Source organism: Paraburkholderia phytofirmans OLGA172, from assembly GCF_001634365.1.
In the GTDB taxonomy this organism is placed as follows: domain Bacteria; phylum Pseudomonadota; class Gammaproteobacteria; order Burkholderiales; family Burkholderiaceae; genus Paraburkholderia.
In genome coordinates, this window is sequence record NZ_CP014578.1 from 3,160,149 (window position 1) to 3,176,502 (window position 16,354).

At 61.4% G+C, this 16,354-nt stretch carries 14 protein-coding genes; 6 read left to right on the forward strand and 8 right to left on the reverse strand.

The features are described 5' to 3' along the window. Positions 1-24: 24 nt before the first annotated feature. The 4 genes from AYM40_RS13815 to AYM40_RS13830 form a co-directional block, all read right to left on the reverse strand. Positions 25-1,536 (reverse strand): NCS1 family nucleobase:cation symporter-1, encoded by a 1,512-nt coding sequence (locus AYM40_RS13815; RefSeq protein ID WP_063496707.1) that lies wholly within the window; start codon positions 1,534-1,536, stop codon positions 25-27. Positions 1,537-1,659: 123 nt separating this feature from the next. Then, the gene (gene preA, locus AYM40_RS13820) at positions 1,660-2,994 is read right to left on the reverse strand and encodes an NAD-dependent dihydropyrimidine dehydrogenase subunit PreA (protein WP_063496708.1); all 1,335 of its coding nucleotides are present in this window, start codon (positions 2,992-2,994) and stop codon (positions 1,660-1,662) included. Between the two features lie 66 nt (positions 2,995-3,060). Beyond that, complete coding sequence (locus tag AYM40_RS13825; RefSeq protein WP_063496709.1) at positions 3,061-4,410, reverse strand: NAD(P)-dependent oxidoreductase; 1,350 nt, start codon at positions 4,408-4,410, stop codon at positions 3,061-3,063. Between the two features lie 136 nt (positions 4,411-4,546). Then, positions 4,547-5,827: a Zn-dependent hydrolase gene (locus AYM40_RS13830; RefSeq protein ID WP_063496710.1), complete on the reverse strand. Its 1,281-nt coding sequence runs from the start codon at positions 5,825-5,827 to the stop codon at positions 4,547-4,549. 301 nt (positions 5,828-6,128) lie between these two features. On the opposite strand from AYM40_RS13830, the gene AYM40_RS13835 reads away from it, so the two are divergent. From AYM40_RS13835 to AYM40_RS13845, 3 genes are all read left to right on the forward strand, one after another. Continuing rightward, positions 6,129-6,887 (forward strand): TetR/AcrR family transcriptional regulator, encoded by a 759-nt coding sequence (locus AYM40_RS13835; RefSeq protein WP_082855083.1) that lies wholly within the window; start codon positions 6,129-6,131, stop codon positions 6,885-6,887. Between the two features lie 64 nt (positions 6,888-6,951). After that, positions 6,952-7,188, forward strand: coding sequence for a type II toxin-antitoxin system Phd/YefM family antitoxin (locus tag AYM40_RS13840; protein ID WP_063496711.1), 237 nt, complete (start codon positions 6,952-6,954; stop codon positions 7,186-7,188). Next, positions 7,185-7,580 (forward strand): type II toxin-antitoxin system VapC family toxin, encoded by a 396-nt coding sequence (locus AYM40_RS13845; protein WP_063496712.1) that lies wholly within the window; start codon positions 7,185-7,187, stop codon positions 7,578-7,580. The genes AYM40_RS13840 and AYM40_RS13845 overlap by 4 nt, the downstream gene beginning before the upstream one ends. A gap of 54 nt (positions 7,581-7,634) precedes the next feature. On the opposite strand, the gene boxA is transcribed toward AYM40_RS13845, so the two are convergent. From boxA to AYM40_RS13865, 4 genes are all read right to left on the reverse strand, one after another. Further along, entirely contained in the window at positions 7,635-8,879 is a 1,245-nt protein-coding gene (gene boxA / locus AYM40_RS13850) for a benzoyl-CoA 2,3-epoxidase subunit BoxA (protein ID WP_063496713.1), read from the reverse strand. A gap of 58 nt (positions 8,880-8,937) precedes the next feature. Further along, positions 8,938-10,365, reverse strand: a complete 1,428-nt coding sequence (gene boxB / locus AYM40_RS13855) for a benzoyl-CoA 2,3-epoxidase subunit BoxB (RefSeq protein WP_063496714.1) — start codon at positions 10,363-10,365, stop codon at positions 8,938-8,940. A 96-nt stretch (positions 10,366-10,461) separates the two neighbouring features. Then, positions 10,462-12,132 (reverse strand): 2,3-epoxybenzoyl-CoA dihydrolase, encoded by a 1,671-nt coding sequence (gene boxC, locus AYM40_RS13860; protein WP_063496715.1) that lies wholly within the window; start codon positions 12,130-12,132, stop codon positions 10,462-10,464. A 117-nt stretch (positions 12,133-12,249) separates the two neighbouring features. Further along, positions 12,250-13,269, reverse strand: a complete 1,020-nt coding sequence (locus AYM40_RS13865) for a helix-turn-helix transcriptional regulator (protein ID WP_063496716.1) — start codon at positions 13,267-13,269, stop codon at positions 12,250-12,252. Between the two features lie 197 nt (positions 13,270-13,466). Between AYM40_RS13865 and AYM40_RS13870 the strand changes: the two genes are divergently transcribed. The 3 genes from AYM40_RS13870 (at position 13,467) to AYM40_RS13880 (ending at position 16,205) form a co-directional block, all read left to right on the forward strand. Then, entirely contained in the window at positions 13,467-13,667 is a 201-nt protein-coding gene (locus AYM40_RS13870; protein ID WP_063496717.1) for a hypothetical protein, read from the forward strand. Between the two features lie 94 nt (positions 13,668-13,761). After that, the gene (locus AYM40_RS13875; protein ID WP_063496718.1) at positions 13,762-15,363 is read left to right on the forward strand and encodes a benzoate-CoA ligase family protein; all 1,602 of its coding nucleotides are present in this window, start codon (positions 13,762-13,764) and stop codon (positions 15,361-15,363) included. A gap of 8 nt (positions 15,364-15,371) precedes the next feature. Beyond that, the gene (locus tag AYM40_RS13880; RefSeq protein WP_063496719.1) at positions 15,372-16,205 is read left to right on the forward strand and encodes an alpha/beta fold hydrolase; all 834 of its coding nucleotides are present in this window, start codon (positions 15,372-15,374) and stop codon (positions 16,203-16,205) included. Positions 16,206-16,354 lie beyond the last annotated feature (149 nt).

Here is a 16,354-nt window from a genome sequence, read left to right on the forward strand (position 1 = left end):
TCGCTCACGCATACTCAGACACACTCAGGCACTCGCCACGCGCGCGCTCGGTCCTTTGCTCAGCTTCATCCACGCGCTGTATACGATCGACGCCAACGCCAGTCCGACAAACCAGGCATAGGTATAGAGCGTGTTGAAAATCGCCGGCACATTCGGGAACGATGCCGGAAACGCGGTGTGCAAAAAGCCCGGCAGATTCGGCAGCACGCCGATCACGAGCGCCACCACCGCGCCGATATTCCAGCCGCCGGTGTAGCTGTACTCGCCATGCTCGTCGAACAGTTCACGCGGATCCAGCCGTGTGCCGCGAATCAGGAAGTAGTCGACCATCAGAATGCCCGCCACCGGACCGAGCAAAGCCGAGTAACCGACCAGCCACGTGAAAATATAGCCCTGCGTGGTGGCGAGAATCTTCCACGGCATCATCACAATGGCGATGGTCGCGGTAATCATGCCGCCGACACGATACGAAATACCTTTCGGCCACAGGCTCGAAAAGTCATACGCTGGGCCGACGAGATTCGCCGCCAGATTGCAGCACATCGTATCCAGCGTCAGGATGATCAACGCAAGGCCGACGCCGATGCCGGTCATGCGGCTCGTCAGATCGATCGGGTCCCAGATCGCCTTGCCATAGATCACCACGGTCGCCGACGTCACCACCACGGAAATCACCGAGAGCAGCGCCATCGGTATCGGCAGACCCACCGACTGGCCAATGATCTGATCACGCTGTGTTTTGGCAAAGCGTGTGAAGTCGGGGATATTCAGCGCCAGCGTCGCCCAGAAACCCACCATCGCCGTGAGGCCGGGCCAGAAGGTCGCCCAGAACAGGCCTTCCTTCTTTCCACCCGCCACGAACTGCGACGGTGCGGACAGCATCGAGCCGAGGCCGCCCGCCTTCGAGGTGGCCCACCACACCAGCGCGATACACATCACGATCTTGATCGGCGCGGACCAGCTTTCGAGCCAGCGAATCGAATCGGTGCCGTGCACGATGAAGTAGATCTGCAATGCCCAGAACACGAGGAAACACGCGAGCTGCGCAAGCGAGATGTCGAGGAACGGCAAGGCCGCACCGTGCAGCGCGTTGCCGGTCAGAATGTTCAGCAGCGTGTAGATCGCGCTGCCGCCAAGCCATGTCTGAATGCCGTACCAGCCACACGCGACGATCGCCCGCAGCATCGCCGGCAGTTTCGCGCCTTGTGTGCCGAAGGAGGAGCGCACCAGCACTGCATACGGAATGCCGTGCTTCGCGCCCGCATGCCCGATCAGCAGCATCGGCACCAGCACGATCAGATTGCCGAGCAGCACGGTCGCCACTGCCTGCCACGGCGACATGCCCTCCTCCGTCAAGCCGGCCGCGAGCATGTACGACGCGATGTTCATCACCATGCCGACCCAGAGCGCGGCAAAGTGATACCACCGCCACGTGCGCTGTGCGACGCCGGTCGGCGCAAGGTCATCGTTATAAAGACTGCTGCCCTGCGCGCCGGCCGCAAACTGCGGATCGACGGATTGCACTGTCTGCTTCATCGAAAGATCTCCACTGATCGTTGAGGCCTGCGCGGCTTCTGGCGGCGCGTCAGGCCTTGGGGAAAACTACAGGTTCAGTACAAGCGCTTCGCTTTGTTTCGTTTCCTACAGGTAGCTCATGTTTCAGGCTGCTTTTGCTGCATGGGCATGGGCGTGCTCTGCGGTTTCAGCCGCGTCCGACGTGTCGCTTTCACCGGCATTCACCCGTGCGGGGTTGTTCGGATGCGTGGTCCAGTTCGCGTACTCGCCGCTGTCCACACGCTCCATCGTGATGCACTGCTCGACCGGGCACACATGCATGCACAGATTACAGCCGACACACTCGGAGTCCATCACTTCAAAATGCCGGACGCCATCTTTTTCTTTCATGATCGCCTGGTGCGCCGTGTCTTCACAGGCGATATGGCAGAGGCCGCACTGGATGCATTTGTCCTGATCGATGCGCGCCTTGATGTCGTATTTGAGGTTCAGGTACTTCCAGTCGGTGACGTTCGGCACGGCGCGGCCGCGAATGTCGTCGAGCGTCGCATAGCCTTTTTCGTCCATCCAGTTCGAAAGACCGTCCGCGAGATCGGAGACGATGCGGAATCCATAGTGCATCGCCGCCGTGCAGACCTGCACGCTGCCCGCGCCGAGCACCATGAATTCGGCCGCATCGCGCCATGTCGAAATGCCGCCGATACCGGAGATCGGCAGATTCGGCGTTTCCACGTCGCGGGCGATTTCGGCCACCATGTTCAATGCGATCGGCTTGACCGCCGGTCCGCAATAGCCGCCGTGCGTGCCTTTGCCGTCGACCATCGGCAACGGCGACATCGCGTCGAGATCGACCGCGACGATCGAGTTGATCGTGTTGATCAGCGACACGCCGTCCGCGCCGCCTTTATAGGCCGCGCGCGAACCGAGGCGGATGTCGCTGACATTCGGCGTGAGTTTGACGAGGCACGGCAGCTTCGAGCCCTCCTTGACCCAGCGCGTGACCATCTCGACGTACTCGGGCACCTGCCCCACCGCCGCACCCATGCCGCGCTCGCTCATGCCGTGCGGGCAGCCGAAATTCAGTTCGACCGCATCGGCGCCGGTGTCTTCGACGAGCGGCAAAATCCACTTCCAGTCGCGCTCGTTGCACGGCACCATGAGCGAGACGATCATCGCGCGGTCTGGCCAGTCGCGTTTGACCTGGGCGATTTCTTTCAGGTTGACGTCCAGCGGACGGTCGGTGATCAGTTCGATGTTGTTCAGGCCCGCGATGCGCTGGCCGTTCCATTGCACTGCGCCATAGCGCGAACTGACGTTCACTACATGTGGGTCGAGGCCCAGCGTCTTCCACACGACCCCGCCCCAGCCCGCTTCGAACGCGCGGTTCACGTTATAGGCTTTGTCGGTCGGCGGCGCGGAGGCGAGCCAGAAAGGATTCGGCGACGTAATGCCGGCAATCGTACAGCGCAAATCGGCCATGTTCGGCTCCTTGGGGACTGCTGTTTTTTGTCTGATGGGATGCGTGGCTTAAGTGACTTGAGTGGCTCAGGCGGCTTTGACGGCTGTGCGGGCAAACTGGGCGTCAATCGCCGCGGCGGCGATCTTGCCGTCCTGCACCGCCTGTACCGTCAGATCGATCCCACCCGTCGCCGCGCAATCGCCACCCGCCCATACGCCTGGCAGCGAGGTTTGTCCGTTTGCATCGACCGCGATACGGCTGCCGTCCAGCGTCAACAGTTCGCGCTCGATACCGACCGGCACCAGCGTCTGGCCGATTGCCTTGAGCACCATGTCGGCCCCGACCACGAAGCGCTCCTGATCGCCATCGCTTGACTTGCGTTCGAATTCGACACCTGTCACCACGCCGCCTGCTCCGATCAAACGCACCGGCATTGCGTACGTGACAAGTGTGACGCCGTTGGTCTGCGCGAAATCGCGCTCGGCCCACGTCGCGCTCATCGACTCGACGCCGCGGCGATACACCATCGTCACCGAGGTCGCGCCGAGCTTGTGGCTTTGCACGGCGGCATCCACTGCCGTATTGCCGCCGCCGATCACGACGACCCGGCGGCCCACCGGCACCGTGCCGAAGTCAGCCGCGGTGCGCACCTGTTCGATGAAATCCACTGCGTTCGTCACGCCACTCAGGTCCTCGCCCTCCATCGCCAATGCGCGCACGCCCGTGAGACCGATCGCGAGGAAGACCGCATCGTATTGCTTGCGCAGCGCATCGAGATCCACGTCACGTCCCAGCGCTACGCCGTGCCTGATCTCGATGCCGCCGATCGAGCACAGCCACGCCACTTCTCGCTGCGCAAAATCGTCAACGGTTTTATAGGCAGCAATGCCGTATTCGTTCAGACCGCCGGCTTTCTCGTGGGCGTCGTAAACGGTCACGTTATGGCCCGCCAACGCAAGCCGATGCGCACACGCAAGTCCGGCCGGTCCCGCCCCGACCACGGCGACATGCCGCCCCGTTTCAGCCGCGCGCTTGAACAGCACCTCGCCGCGCGCCATCGCCCAATCGGTCGCATGACGTTGCAACGCGCCGATCGCCACCGGCTTCGCGTCCTGATGGTTGCGCACGCAAGCACCCTCGCACAGAATCTCGGTCGGGCAAACGCGCGCGCACATGCCGCCCATCGGATTCGCCGACAGAATGTCGACGGCCGCTCCCTTCAGATTGCCGTTGCTGATCTTGCGAATGAAACTGGGAATGTCGATCTGCGTCGGACACGCGTTCACGCACGGCGCGTCGTAACAGTAATGACAGCGGCTCGCCGCCGCGGCCGCGGCACTCGCGTCGAGCAACGGCGCGATATCGGAGAACTCGCACGAGAGTTGATCGGCCGATAGGCGCTGAGCCGCAATATCGCCGGTTTGCTTGATGGCCATACACGTTCCTTCTTCGATGTGAGGACGTAGCCGCTCCCACCGGCTGCGCTGAAGCGGAGCCGGGGCGGCATGTTTTATGGGCACTACGGTGAGGCTGGTGAATCAACCACAAACCGCAACCGCTACTGCGAAAGCGTTATGAAACCGGCTCGCACGCTCTTCCGAGCATGGCGTGCAGCAAGACGTTAGCGCCCGCTTCGATCCATTCGAAGGTGGCGTCCTCGATCTCGTTGTGACTGATCCCGTCGACGCACGGCACGAACACCATTGAAGTCGGCGCGACTTGCGACAGATAGCAGGCGTCGTGTCCCGCACCGGACACCATGTTGCGATGCGAATAGCCGAAGCGTTCGGCCGCGGCGCGCACGGACTTCACGCAGGCTTCGTCGAAAGCGACCGGCGCGTAGTAAAAGATCTGCTCGAGTTCGGTTTCCAGACCGATGCCGCCCGCGATATCCGCCACGCCTTGCCGCAACGCGGCATCCATCTTCGCGAGCACCGCGTCGTCGGGATGACGGAAGTCGACGGTGAAGAACACGCGGCCCGGAATCACATTGCGCGAGTTCGGATAGACCTGCATCATGCCGACCGTCGCGCAGCCGAATGGCGCGTTATCCAGCCCGATGCGATTGACCAGATCGACCACGCGCGCGGCTCCGAGCAAAGCATCGCGACGGCGCGGCATCGGCGTCGGACCCGCATGCGCCTCTTGCCCCGTCAGCGTGATTTCGTACCAGCGCTGACCTTGCGCATCGGTCACCACGCCAATGGTTTTTTGCTCGGCTTCGAGAATCGGCCCTTGTTCGATGTGCAATTCGAACGCGGCATGCAACGGACGGCCACCGCAAGGCAGATCGCCCGCATAGCCGATGCGTTTGAGCTCCTCGCCGATGGTCTTGCCGTCCACGTCTTTGCGCGAGAGGCCATAGTCCAGCGTGAAGACACCGGCGAACACCCCCGAGGCAACCATAGCGGGCGCGAAGCGCGAGCCTTCTTCGTTGGTCCAGATCACCACTTCGACCGGATGCTCGGTCTCGATGCCGTGATCGTTCAGACTGCGGATCACTTCGAGTCCTCCGAGCACGCCGTAGATGCCGTCGAAACGGCCGCCGGTCGGCTGCGAGTCCGCGTGCGAGCCGGTCATGACCGGCAGCGCATCGGGATTGCGCCCGGCGCGGCGCATGAACACATTGCCCATCTGATCGACACTGACCGTGCAACCCGCTTCCTTCGCCCAACTGACGATCAGGTCGCGCCCCTGCTTGTCGAGGTCGGTCAGCGCCAGCCGGCAGACACCGCCTTTGGGCGTCGCGCCGATCTTCGCCATCGTCATCAAGCTGTCCCACAGCCGCTTGCCGTCGACCCTGATCGACGTAGCGGGTTCTGCCTGCTTCAGCGCTTCGGATACCGCGTTCATTCGTCTCGCTCCTTTCGGTGAATCGACATGAAACTGGTGCATAGGCGGCGGGTTTGGGGCGTGGCCGCACGGCGGCGGTGCACACTCGATCCCTTCGATTGCCTCTTATACAGAGGGCAAACCCTAGGGCATCGCCCGCTCTCTCAATCCTGTCCAGTTGGACAGGTTGTAGACGATTAAGCCCGCCAAATCAACACCTTTCGTACGGTAGGAAACGTAGCGAGAAGCGTGCCATTGCACTGCAGCACGCATTTTGCGACGGCCTCGATTGCGCGTGTCCGTCCGCGCTCAAACGACTAGAATGAAGCGCGACGCGGCACACATGCCGATGAAGGCCAACATGAGAGACAACAGCGTGGCTGCCGACATCACGGAAAACGACGAGACACTGGACGAAACGCGCGCACCTTTGCGGCGGCGCAAGGCGCATATTCGCGAGTCGAATGAAGCGCATTTATTGGCGTGCGCCGAAGCGGTTTTCGCAGAGCGAGGACTCGACGGAACCAGCACGGCGATGATCGCGGAACGCGCAGGCTTACCGAAAGCTAACCTGCATTACTACTTCCCGACAAAACTCGCGTTGTACCGGCGTGTGCTGGAAGACCTGTTCGAAGACTGGCACCGCGCGGCGGATACGTTCGAATGCAGCGACGATCCTGTCGAAGCGATCGGCGGATACGTACGCGCGAAAATGGAGTTGTCGCGCCGCCGGCCATTAGGTTCGAAGGTATGGGCGAGCGAGATCATCCACGGCGCGGAGCATATGGAGGACATTCTCACGGGGCGCGTGAAGCCGTGGCTGGACAGCAGGGTGAAGGTCATCGACGACTGGATCGCACGCGGGCTGCTGGCGCCGGTCAACGCACAAACTCTGATGTACATGATCTGGGCGACTACCCAGCACTACGCCGACTTCGACGCGCAGATTCGCGCGCTCAAAGGCAAGCGCGCGCTGACGCAGAAAGCGTTCGAAGCGACGACGGAGGAAGTCGTGCAGTTGGTGATTCGGGCGTGTGGGGCGGTGTCGCCGGCGCAAGGCAAAGGATCAGTCGATCAATGACTATATCCATCTAGTCATTTTTGAGTACAATAGTGACTATAGGCACATGACTATAGGAGCTATCATGCAAGGCAATCTGGTATCGAAGTCTGAATTCAAGGCCAAGGCGCTCGAATTGTTCCGGCAAGTGGAGGCGTCCGGCGAAAGCTTGATTGTCACCGACCACGGCAAGCCAGCGCTTGAAGTGCGGCCCTATCGCGGCGTAGAACGCAGTCCACTAGACGTGCTACGCGGCTCAGTCGTGCGTTACGACAACCCTACCACTCCCGTTGGAGAAGACGACTGGGAGGCGGCGCAGTGATCGTTCTGGACACCCATACTCTGGTCTGGTGGGTCACCGGCGATTCGACGTTAAGCAAGAAAGCAAAAACTGCCATCGGGCACGAAATGGCCGGCGGGGAAATCGTCGTGTCGGCTATTTCCGCATGGGAAATAGCCATGCTGGTGGAGCGAGAGAGGCTCTTACTCTCGATGGATGTCAGCAGTTGGCTCGCCACCGTCTCGGCAATCGAAGCTGTACGCTTTATACCTGTCGATGTGGAAATCGCAACGAAGTCCGTCGATCTTCCCGGTGAGTTCCATAAGGACCCAGCCGACAGGATGATCGTGGCAACCGCACGCAAGTTTGCCGTACCGCTAGTGACAAAAGACGAAAAAATTCGCGCGTATCCGCACGTCAAAACGATCTGGTAAAAGCCGCTTGGCCCGCAAAGCATGCGGGCCCACTCTCGGCCGGACGCTAGCCGATCAATACGTCTCCAGATGCAACCGCCCTTCCCGCTTCAACTTCGTCCACAACGCTTCCCAGTCGAGCTGGTGCTGTTCGCCGATATCCTTCAGCGCCTGCAGCACGCCGTCTTCCATACCCTTCAACCCGCACACGTAGATATGCGTGTTGTCGTCCTTGAGCATGTGCGCGACGTCGGCCGCGCGCTCGCGCATCGCGTCCTGCACATAGCGCCTGGGCTGCCCCGGCGTGCGCGAAAACGCCAGATTCGTGTCGATGAAATCCTTCGGCAGATTCGTCAGCGGCCCGAAGTACGGCAACTCTTCTTTCGTACGCGCGCCGAAGAACAGCATCAGCTTGCCAGTTGCGCCTTTCAGACGACGCCGCCTGCGATACTCGGTCATCGCGCGCATCGGCGCTGAACCGGTGCCCGTGCAAATCATCAGCAGATGCGAGTTCGGATGATTCGGCATCAGGAAGGTGCCACCGAACGGGCCGATCACGCTCACCACGTCACCCTTCTTCAGATCGCACAGATAATTCGAGCAGATCCCATCGAGCGCGTCGCCGTGCTGCTGGGAAACGCGCTTCACGGTGAGAGACACGTTGTTATAGCCGGGCCGTTCGCCGTCGCGCGGGCTCGCGATGGAGTACTGCCGCGCGTGATGCGTGCGGCCGTCCGCGGTCGCTCCCGGCGGCAGGATACCGATCGACTGGCCCTCCAGCACAGGGAAAGGCATCGAACCGAAATCGAGCACGATGTGATGGATGTCGCTATCGGTCGAACCGTCGGTGAGCCGGTAGTTGCCGACCACCGTCGCGGCAGTCGGCGCCTTGTGCGTGTAGAGATTCACGTACGGTTTCGCCGCGGACCACGGCGGGACCACCGACCCACGCACGGTATCGACTTCAATACCGCTTGCATCCGTCGGCGCATCGCCTGACGCTCCCGCCGCGACCGATTCATCTTCAGCAGCAGGCACGGCCATCGTGTTCTGCTCAGGCAGCACGTCCCATTTGAACTGCTCGTCGATGGAATACGCATCGGCCTTCAACACGGTGCGCCAGTTATCGATCGCGCCGGTCGGACACGGCGGCACGCACGCCATGCAGCCATTGCAGACATCCGCCTTGACCACGTAATTGTTCTCGTCGTGCGTGATCGCATCGACCGGGCAAGTCTCTTCGCAGGTATTGCAGCGAATGCAGATTTCCGGATCGATCAGATGCTGCCTGAGAACTTCGATCGATACTGGGCCGTTCATGACTTCCTCCACCCTATATTCGTGCGAATACGACGCCGCACGTTGTTAATCGCCGTACTCAGTTAAAGCGCACGTATTCGAAATCGACCGACTGACGGTTCACACCCATTGCCGGCGGCGCAATCCAGTTCGCGAACTTGCCGGGCTCGGTCACGCGGCCCATCAGCGAAGCGACATACGCGCGGTCTTCCGGCGAGGCGAGCCACTTCGCTTCATTCGCGGTCCATTCGGTCTCGCTGATCACACGGCCATCCGGCGATATACGGGTGCCGGCAAACGTGCCGATCTGCCGGTTGAACGCCTTATGCGGCACCGTCATGCGGAAATCGATGCCGGCCTTTTCGAGCACCTTGTTCCAGCGGCCAACGCCCGCCACCGAATCTTTAATGTAGTCGTCGCGCAGCACTTCATTCATGGCGTTGAGCATCGGCACTTCGCGCTCGACGAGTTTGCCGTCCTGCACGTCGAGCAGCTTGTAGCTTTGACCATTCAGTTGATGATCGTCGTCGCGCTTGTTCTCTTCATAGCGGCCCTTCAGGCCCGAGCTATAGAACGTGGCCGCATTCGAAGAATGATCGGCGCCGAACAGGTCGATCGTCACCGAGTAATGGAAGTTCAGATAACGCTGGATGGTCGGCAGATCGATCACGCCGGCCGCGCGAATCTTCGCGACGTCGTCCGTGCCCAGTTCGTTCATCACTTGCGCGGTACGCTGGATCACGCGCGACACCCCCGATTCGCCGACGAACATGTGATGCGCTTCTTCGGTCAGCATGAACCTGGTGGTGCGCGCCAGCGGATCGAAACCCGACTCGGCGAGTGCCGACAACTGGAACTTGCCGTCGCGGTCGGTAAAGTACGTGAACATGTAGAACGCGAGCCAGTCCGGCGTTTTCTCATTGAAGGCACCGAGAATGCGCGGATTGTCTGCGTCGCCCGAACGGCGGCCGAGCAGTGCTTCGGCTTCTTCACGTCCATCGCGGCCGAAGTAGCGATGCAGCAGATACACCATCGCCCAAAGGTGGCGGCCTTCTTCCACGTTCACCTGAAACAGGTTGCGCAAGTCGTACATCGACGGTGCGGTCAAACCCAGATGCCGCTGCTGCTCGACCGAAGCTGGCTCCGTATCGCCTTGTGTCACGATGATGCGACGCAGATTCGCGCGATGCTCGCCGGGCACGTCCTGCCATGCCGCCTCGCCCTTGTGCTCGCCGAAGTGAATCTTGCGGTCCTGCTCGCCGGGCGTGAGGAAAATGCCCCAGCGATAGTCCGGCATCTTCACGTGATCGAAGTGCGCCCAACCGCCGGCGTCGACGCTCACCGCCGTGCGCAGATACACGTCATAGCCGTGCGAGCCTTCCGGGCCCATATCGCCCCACCACGACAGAAAATTCGGCTGCCACTGTTCGAGTGCGCGTTGCAGTGCGCGGTCGTCCGCGAGATTGACGTTGTTCGGAATCTTTTCGCTGTAGTTGATCGATGACATGGTCGGTTCCCTGGTCGGAATACAGAGCTTGCGGATGAGAGGCGCGTATCAGGCAGGCGGCGTTTTTTCAGTTATGTGGCGTCGCGTCGGAAAGAATCAAACGCGCGAGACGTCGAATTGCGCCTTGCTGCCCTTGCCATACACCTTGAGCGCGCCCTTCTCGCCCACTGCGTTCGGCCGATTGAAAATCCAGTTCTGCCAGGCGGTGAGACGCCCGAAAATACGGGTCTCCATCGTTTCCGGGCCGTTGAAGCGCAGATTCGCTTCCAGACCGGTCAAGGCATCCGGCGACATCGCCGCGCGCTCTTCGAGCGCGATGCGGATTTCGTCGGCCCAATCGATATCGTCGGGCGACGCGGTCACGAGGCCAAGACGCTCGGCTTCAACAGGCTTGAGCGCCTCGCCGATCTTCGAGCGCACCGCGTCGAGCGGCTCGACCTCTTCATAGAAGCGACGGGCAAGCCGCGATTGATGCGTGACCATCGGATAGAGACCGAAGTTGACTTCCGACAGCGTGATCGCCGGTTCTTCGTCTTCGTTGCCCGGCAGTGCCGCCATATAGCTTCGGTCGGCGGCGAACGCGAGTTCCGCGAAGGTGCCTGCAAAGCACGAGCCCGGTTCGATCAACGCGAACAGCGACCGCGACGACACGTCGATACGCGCCAAGGTGCGGCGCAGCAGGCCGATGGTTTCGCGCACGAACCAGTGGTCCTTGTGCTGCATCAGCGTGGCATCGGCGGCGAGCACGTTACGGGCATCACCTTCAGTCTTGAAGACCCAGGTGCCGATGTTGAGTTCGTTAGTGCGCATCGACAGGATCGCGTCGTCGAGTTCGCGTGCGAACTGCAGCGGCCACCAGTTCGTGCCGGCAGCGACGATCGCGTCGATCTCCGTGGGTTGTCCGGCTTGCGGGGCTTTCGCCGTGAAGGTGGCGATCCGCTTCGCACGATCGATCGTGATGTCGAGCGTTTTATAAGTCAGGCCGTCTTCGCGGTCGGTGCGTTCGATCCGCGTGAGCACCACGCCTTGCGCGTCCGCCGGACGATCGCTTTGTTCCGCGAGTTCGAGCGCGCGTGCCTGAATCGTTTGGTCGAACTGATTCGGCTTTACGACTTCATCCACGAGACGCCATGCTTTCGCCCGCTCACCGCGAATGCCTTCGACCACCGTGCAGAAAATGTCCGCACGATCGTGACGCACCTTGCGTTTATCCGTGACGCGCGTCAGGCCGCCCGTGCCCGGCAGCACGCCCAGCAGCGGCACTTCCGGCAGCGATACCGACGACGAGCGGTCATCCACCAGATAGATTTCGTCGCAGGCGAGCGCGAGTTCATAACCGCCACCGGCGCACGCACCGTTCACGGCAGCGAGAAACTTCAGACCCGAATGACGCGACGAATCTTCGAGACCGTTGCGCGTTTCGTTGGTGAACTTGCAGAAGTTGACCTTCCAGGCATGCGTGGACAGGCCCAGCATGAAGATGTTCGCGCCTGAGCAGAACACGCGGTCTTTCAGGCTCGTCAGCACCACTGTTTTGACTTCGGGATGCTCGAAGCGGATGCGCTGTATCGCGTCGTGCAGCTCGATATCGACGCCGAGGTCGTATGAATTCAGCTTCAGCTTGTAGCCGTCACGGATGCCGCCGTCCTCGGCGATGTCGATACCGAGGGTCGCGACGGGACCGTTGAAACTCAGCTTCCAATGCTTGTACTTCGAGGGATCGGTGCGGTAGTCGACTGGCGCGATTGCGGTTTCTGGCGTGGACATGGGGCGTCTCCTGACTGGACGATGCAAAACTTGTTTTTTGAACAATAGTGCACCGCAATACCCATGTAAAGCACTTTAATGCATGTTGGCTAGTAAACCCTGGAATACCGCACCACGTCAGACATCGTCCGGCGATTCGGCCGCGAGCCTTGCGGCAAGCCGGTCGCGCAGTTGCAAGTAGGCGTCGGCCAAGGTTTTTTCGCTGGTGTCGAAGATCATGTCGGCACGGCCATACAGTTCGCCGCGCCCCGCCAGGATGCGCTTGAGGTCGTCCATCGCTTCCTTGTTGCCGGACATCGGGCGTAGATCGCCTTGCGCGACGACACGGCGCATATGCTCTTCCGGCGTGGCTTGCAGCCACACGGTGAAGCAGTGCGACAGCAGCGCGTTAAAGGTGCCCGCCTCCGACACCAGCCCGCCCGGCGACGCGATCACCGCGCGCTCGTGCTCCTGAATCACCGCCTCGAGCGCCCGGTGTTCATAACGCCGGTACGCGCTCGCGCCATAGAGGGAATGAATCTCCGATGGCGGGCAGCCGGCAAGTTGCTCGATCACACGCGTGAGTTCGACGAACGGCACCTTGCGCTCCTGCGCCAGCATCCGTCCAAAGGTCGACTTGCCGGCCCCGCGCAAGCCGATCAGCGCGATCCGGTCCTTGCGGTGGGGGTCGCGCGGCGCTTGCGCGAACATCTCGGCAAGCGCCACGCGGGCCCGCTGCAGCGCCGCCTGGTCGCGCCCCTGCAGCAGTTCGCGGATCAGCAGCCATTCGGCGGAGGCGGTGGTCTCGTCGCCGATCACTTCGGCCAGCGGGCAGTTCAGCGTCGCCGCGATCTGCCGCAGCACCAGCACCGACGCATTGCCCACGCCCGATTCCAGATTCGCCAGATGACGCTCAGACAAACCGGTTTCGGCCGCCAGCGCCTTGCGCGTCATGCCGCGGCGCGCGCGCAGCAGGCGCACGCGATCGCCCATCGCCGTCAGAAAAGGATCGCGCTCCTCGCGCTCGCCGCCGCGCTCCGCCGCTGGGTCGGCCTCTGGGTTAGCCCCTTTGTCGGCCCCGCGCCTGGCCCGACCCGCGCGGCTTGCGTCCTCATCGGCTGGATCGTCCGGCGGCGCGGAAGAGTAATTTTGGTTCATGTTTAACTGCCCCTTGAATACACTACATGTACTATAGTGCTTGACAGGGCACTTGTTGAACAGTTAATTTTCGCCAAATATTGATCCAATAATCAACGCTGTCGAGGTTTTTCGGCAGCGTCTCGGAAACGGCGAGACGATACGCATGAATTAACGTGCGTGCGCCCGCTGATCCGGAGGCTCGCCTGAGACCCGCCATGCGCGAACGATTGAAAAACTACGTCGCAGGCCAGTGGGTCGCGGGCGGCGGTGGAGGCACGACGCTGACCGACCCGATTACCGGCGAAGCACTCGGCGGCCTGCGTGCATTGGGTTTCTATCACAGGCGCTCTGCGATTCAGGCATCGAACACTGCAATCGACGCATTGACGCAAGTCACGCATTTGCCCGCAGCGTAGCGGCACGAGACAAGCATCGAGCAATCAGGCAGTACGCATCGAGCGGATCATAAGCACATAACCGCCGGACCGCCTCACCCGATGGAGGAGACATATGGATGCCCTGCTGGAACCGGCTGCGCGTCAGCCCGCCGCGACGGTCGAACCGCCGCCTGCGGCATTTAATTTCGCGGCCTACCTGTTTCGACTGAATGAATCGCGCGCCGGCAAGACCGCGTATATCGACGACACCGGCGCCACCTCTTACGGCGAACTCGAAGATCGGGCCCGGCGCTTCGCGAGCGCATTGCGCACACGCGGCGTGCATCCGGAAGAGCGCGTGCTGCTGGTGATGCTCGATACCGTCGAACTGCCGATCGCCTTTCTCGGTGCACTCTATGCGGGCGTCGTGCCGGTCGTCGCGAACACGCTGCTCACCGCAGCCGACTACGTGTACATGCTGACGCACAGCCACGCGCGCGCCGTGATCGCATCGGGTGCGTTGCTCTCGAATGTCACGCAGGCGATGGATACGGCCGAACACGACGGTTGCCAGTTGATCGTCTCACAGCCGCCCGAAAGCGACGCAAGCGAGCCTTTAGCCGCACCGCGACTCAAAGATCTGATCGACGCGGCCGCGCCGGCTGTCAAAGCATGCGCGACAGGTTGCGACGATATTGCGTTCTGGCTGTATTCGTCAGGCTCGACCGGCAAACCGAAAGGCACGGTCCACACACATGCGAATCTGTACTGGACTGCGGAGTTGTACGCAAAGCCGGTTCTCGGCATCGTCGAAAGCGATGTGGTTTTCTCGGCGGCCAAATTGTTCTTTGCGTATGGTCTGGGTAATGGCCTGACGTTCCCGCTTTCGGTCGGCGCTACGGTCGTATTGATGGCGGAGCGCCCCACCGCTGACGCCATTTTCACGCGCCTCGTGCGGCATCGCCCGACCATTTTCTACGGCGTGCCGACGCTCTACGCGGGCATGCTCGTCTCGCCCAACCTGCCCCCACGCGCCGACGTCGCGATGCGCATATGCACGTCGGCGGGCGAAGCGCTGCCGCGCGAAATCGGCGAGCGCTTTACAGCACATTTCGGCTGCGAGATTCTCGACGGTATCGGATCGACCGAAATGCTGCATATCTTCCTGTCGAATCGCGCGGGCGAAGTCGAATACGGCACCACGGGGCGCCCCGTGCCCGGCTATGAAGTGGAACTGCGCGACGAAGCCGGTCATGCGGTGCCCGATGGCGAAGTCGGTGATCTATTTATCAAAGGGCCGAGCGCGGCGTTGATGTATTGGAGCAATCGGGAGAAGTCGCGCGCGACCTTCCTTGGCGAGTGGATTCGCAGCGGCGATAAATACCAACGCCTCGCGAACGGCTGCTACGTGTATGCGGGCCGCAGCGACGACATGTTGAAAGTGAGCGGTCAGTACGTATCGCCCGTCGAGGTGGAAATGGTCCTGGTGCAGCACGAAGCGGTGCTGGAAGCCGCAGTGGTTGGCGTCGATCACGGCGGCCTCGTCAAGATCCGCGCCTTCGTGGTGTTGAAGCGCGAATTCGCGCCGTCTGAGATACTCGCGGATAAGTTGAAGGCTTTCGTCAAGGAACGGCTCGCGCCGCACAAGTATCCGCGCGATATCGTGTTCGTCGACGATTTGCCAAAAACCGCTACCGGCAAGATTCAACGCTTCAAACTGCGCGAACAGTCATAAGGTGATCCATGCAGAACCCCGCAACCACGGCCTTTGTCAGCGACTTCGCAGAGCTGCCCGCCACGGCGTCGCATGGGCCGTTGCGCATTGAATACCGCTGGGTGAACGAAGCGGCAGGCAATGCACCGATCGCCGTTTTCCTGCATGAAGGACTCGGCTCGGTTGCGATGTGGCGCGACTGGCCGCAAGCCTTATGCGAGCGTCTCGGCATGCGTGGCCTTGTCTATTCACGGCCTGGGTATGGACTGTCCACACCGCGTGAACACGCCGTCAAGTGGCCAGTCGATTTCATGACCGCACAAGCGCGCGATATCCTGCCTGCTTTGTTCGGCGTACTCGATATCGATATGCAGGCGCGCAAGCGCATGTGGGTGATCGGGCATAGCGACGGCGGCTCGATCGCGCTGCTCTACGCAGCGCTGCATCCGGATGCATTGGCCGGCGCGGTGGTAATCGCACCGCATATATTCGTCGAAGACCTCTCGGTGGAAAGCATCGCGCAGACCAAAGCGCTCTACGAAACCACCGATCTGCGCAGCAAGCTCAGCCGCTATCACTCGGACGTCGATTCCGCGTTCTATGGCTGGAACGATATCTGGTTGAATGCGGCGTTCAGGGAATGGCGCATCGTCGATGAACTGGCCGCCATCAAGCAAGCTTTGCTCGCGGTGCAAGGCCACGACGACAACTACGGCACGATGGCGCAGATCGATACGATCGGCGAGCGCGTACCGCACGCGCAACTGGTCAAACTCGACGCGTGTGGGCACTCGCCTCATCGCGATGCGCCGGACGCGTTGAACGAGGCAATCGCGGCGTTTATCTCGCGGCAACGCCGATAACAAGGTTCAATTCAGCCCGTGCGAAAAGAAGCGGCCGCTGCGATAAAAAGCAGCGGCCGTTTTTTGCATGCATTCGCGTCGTAGCGCGTCATAATCACCGCTATTGTCATACGAATACAGCGCCCCGCAACGCATTTCCAGGGCGATGT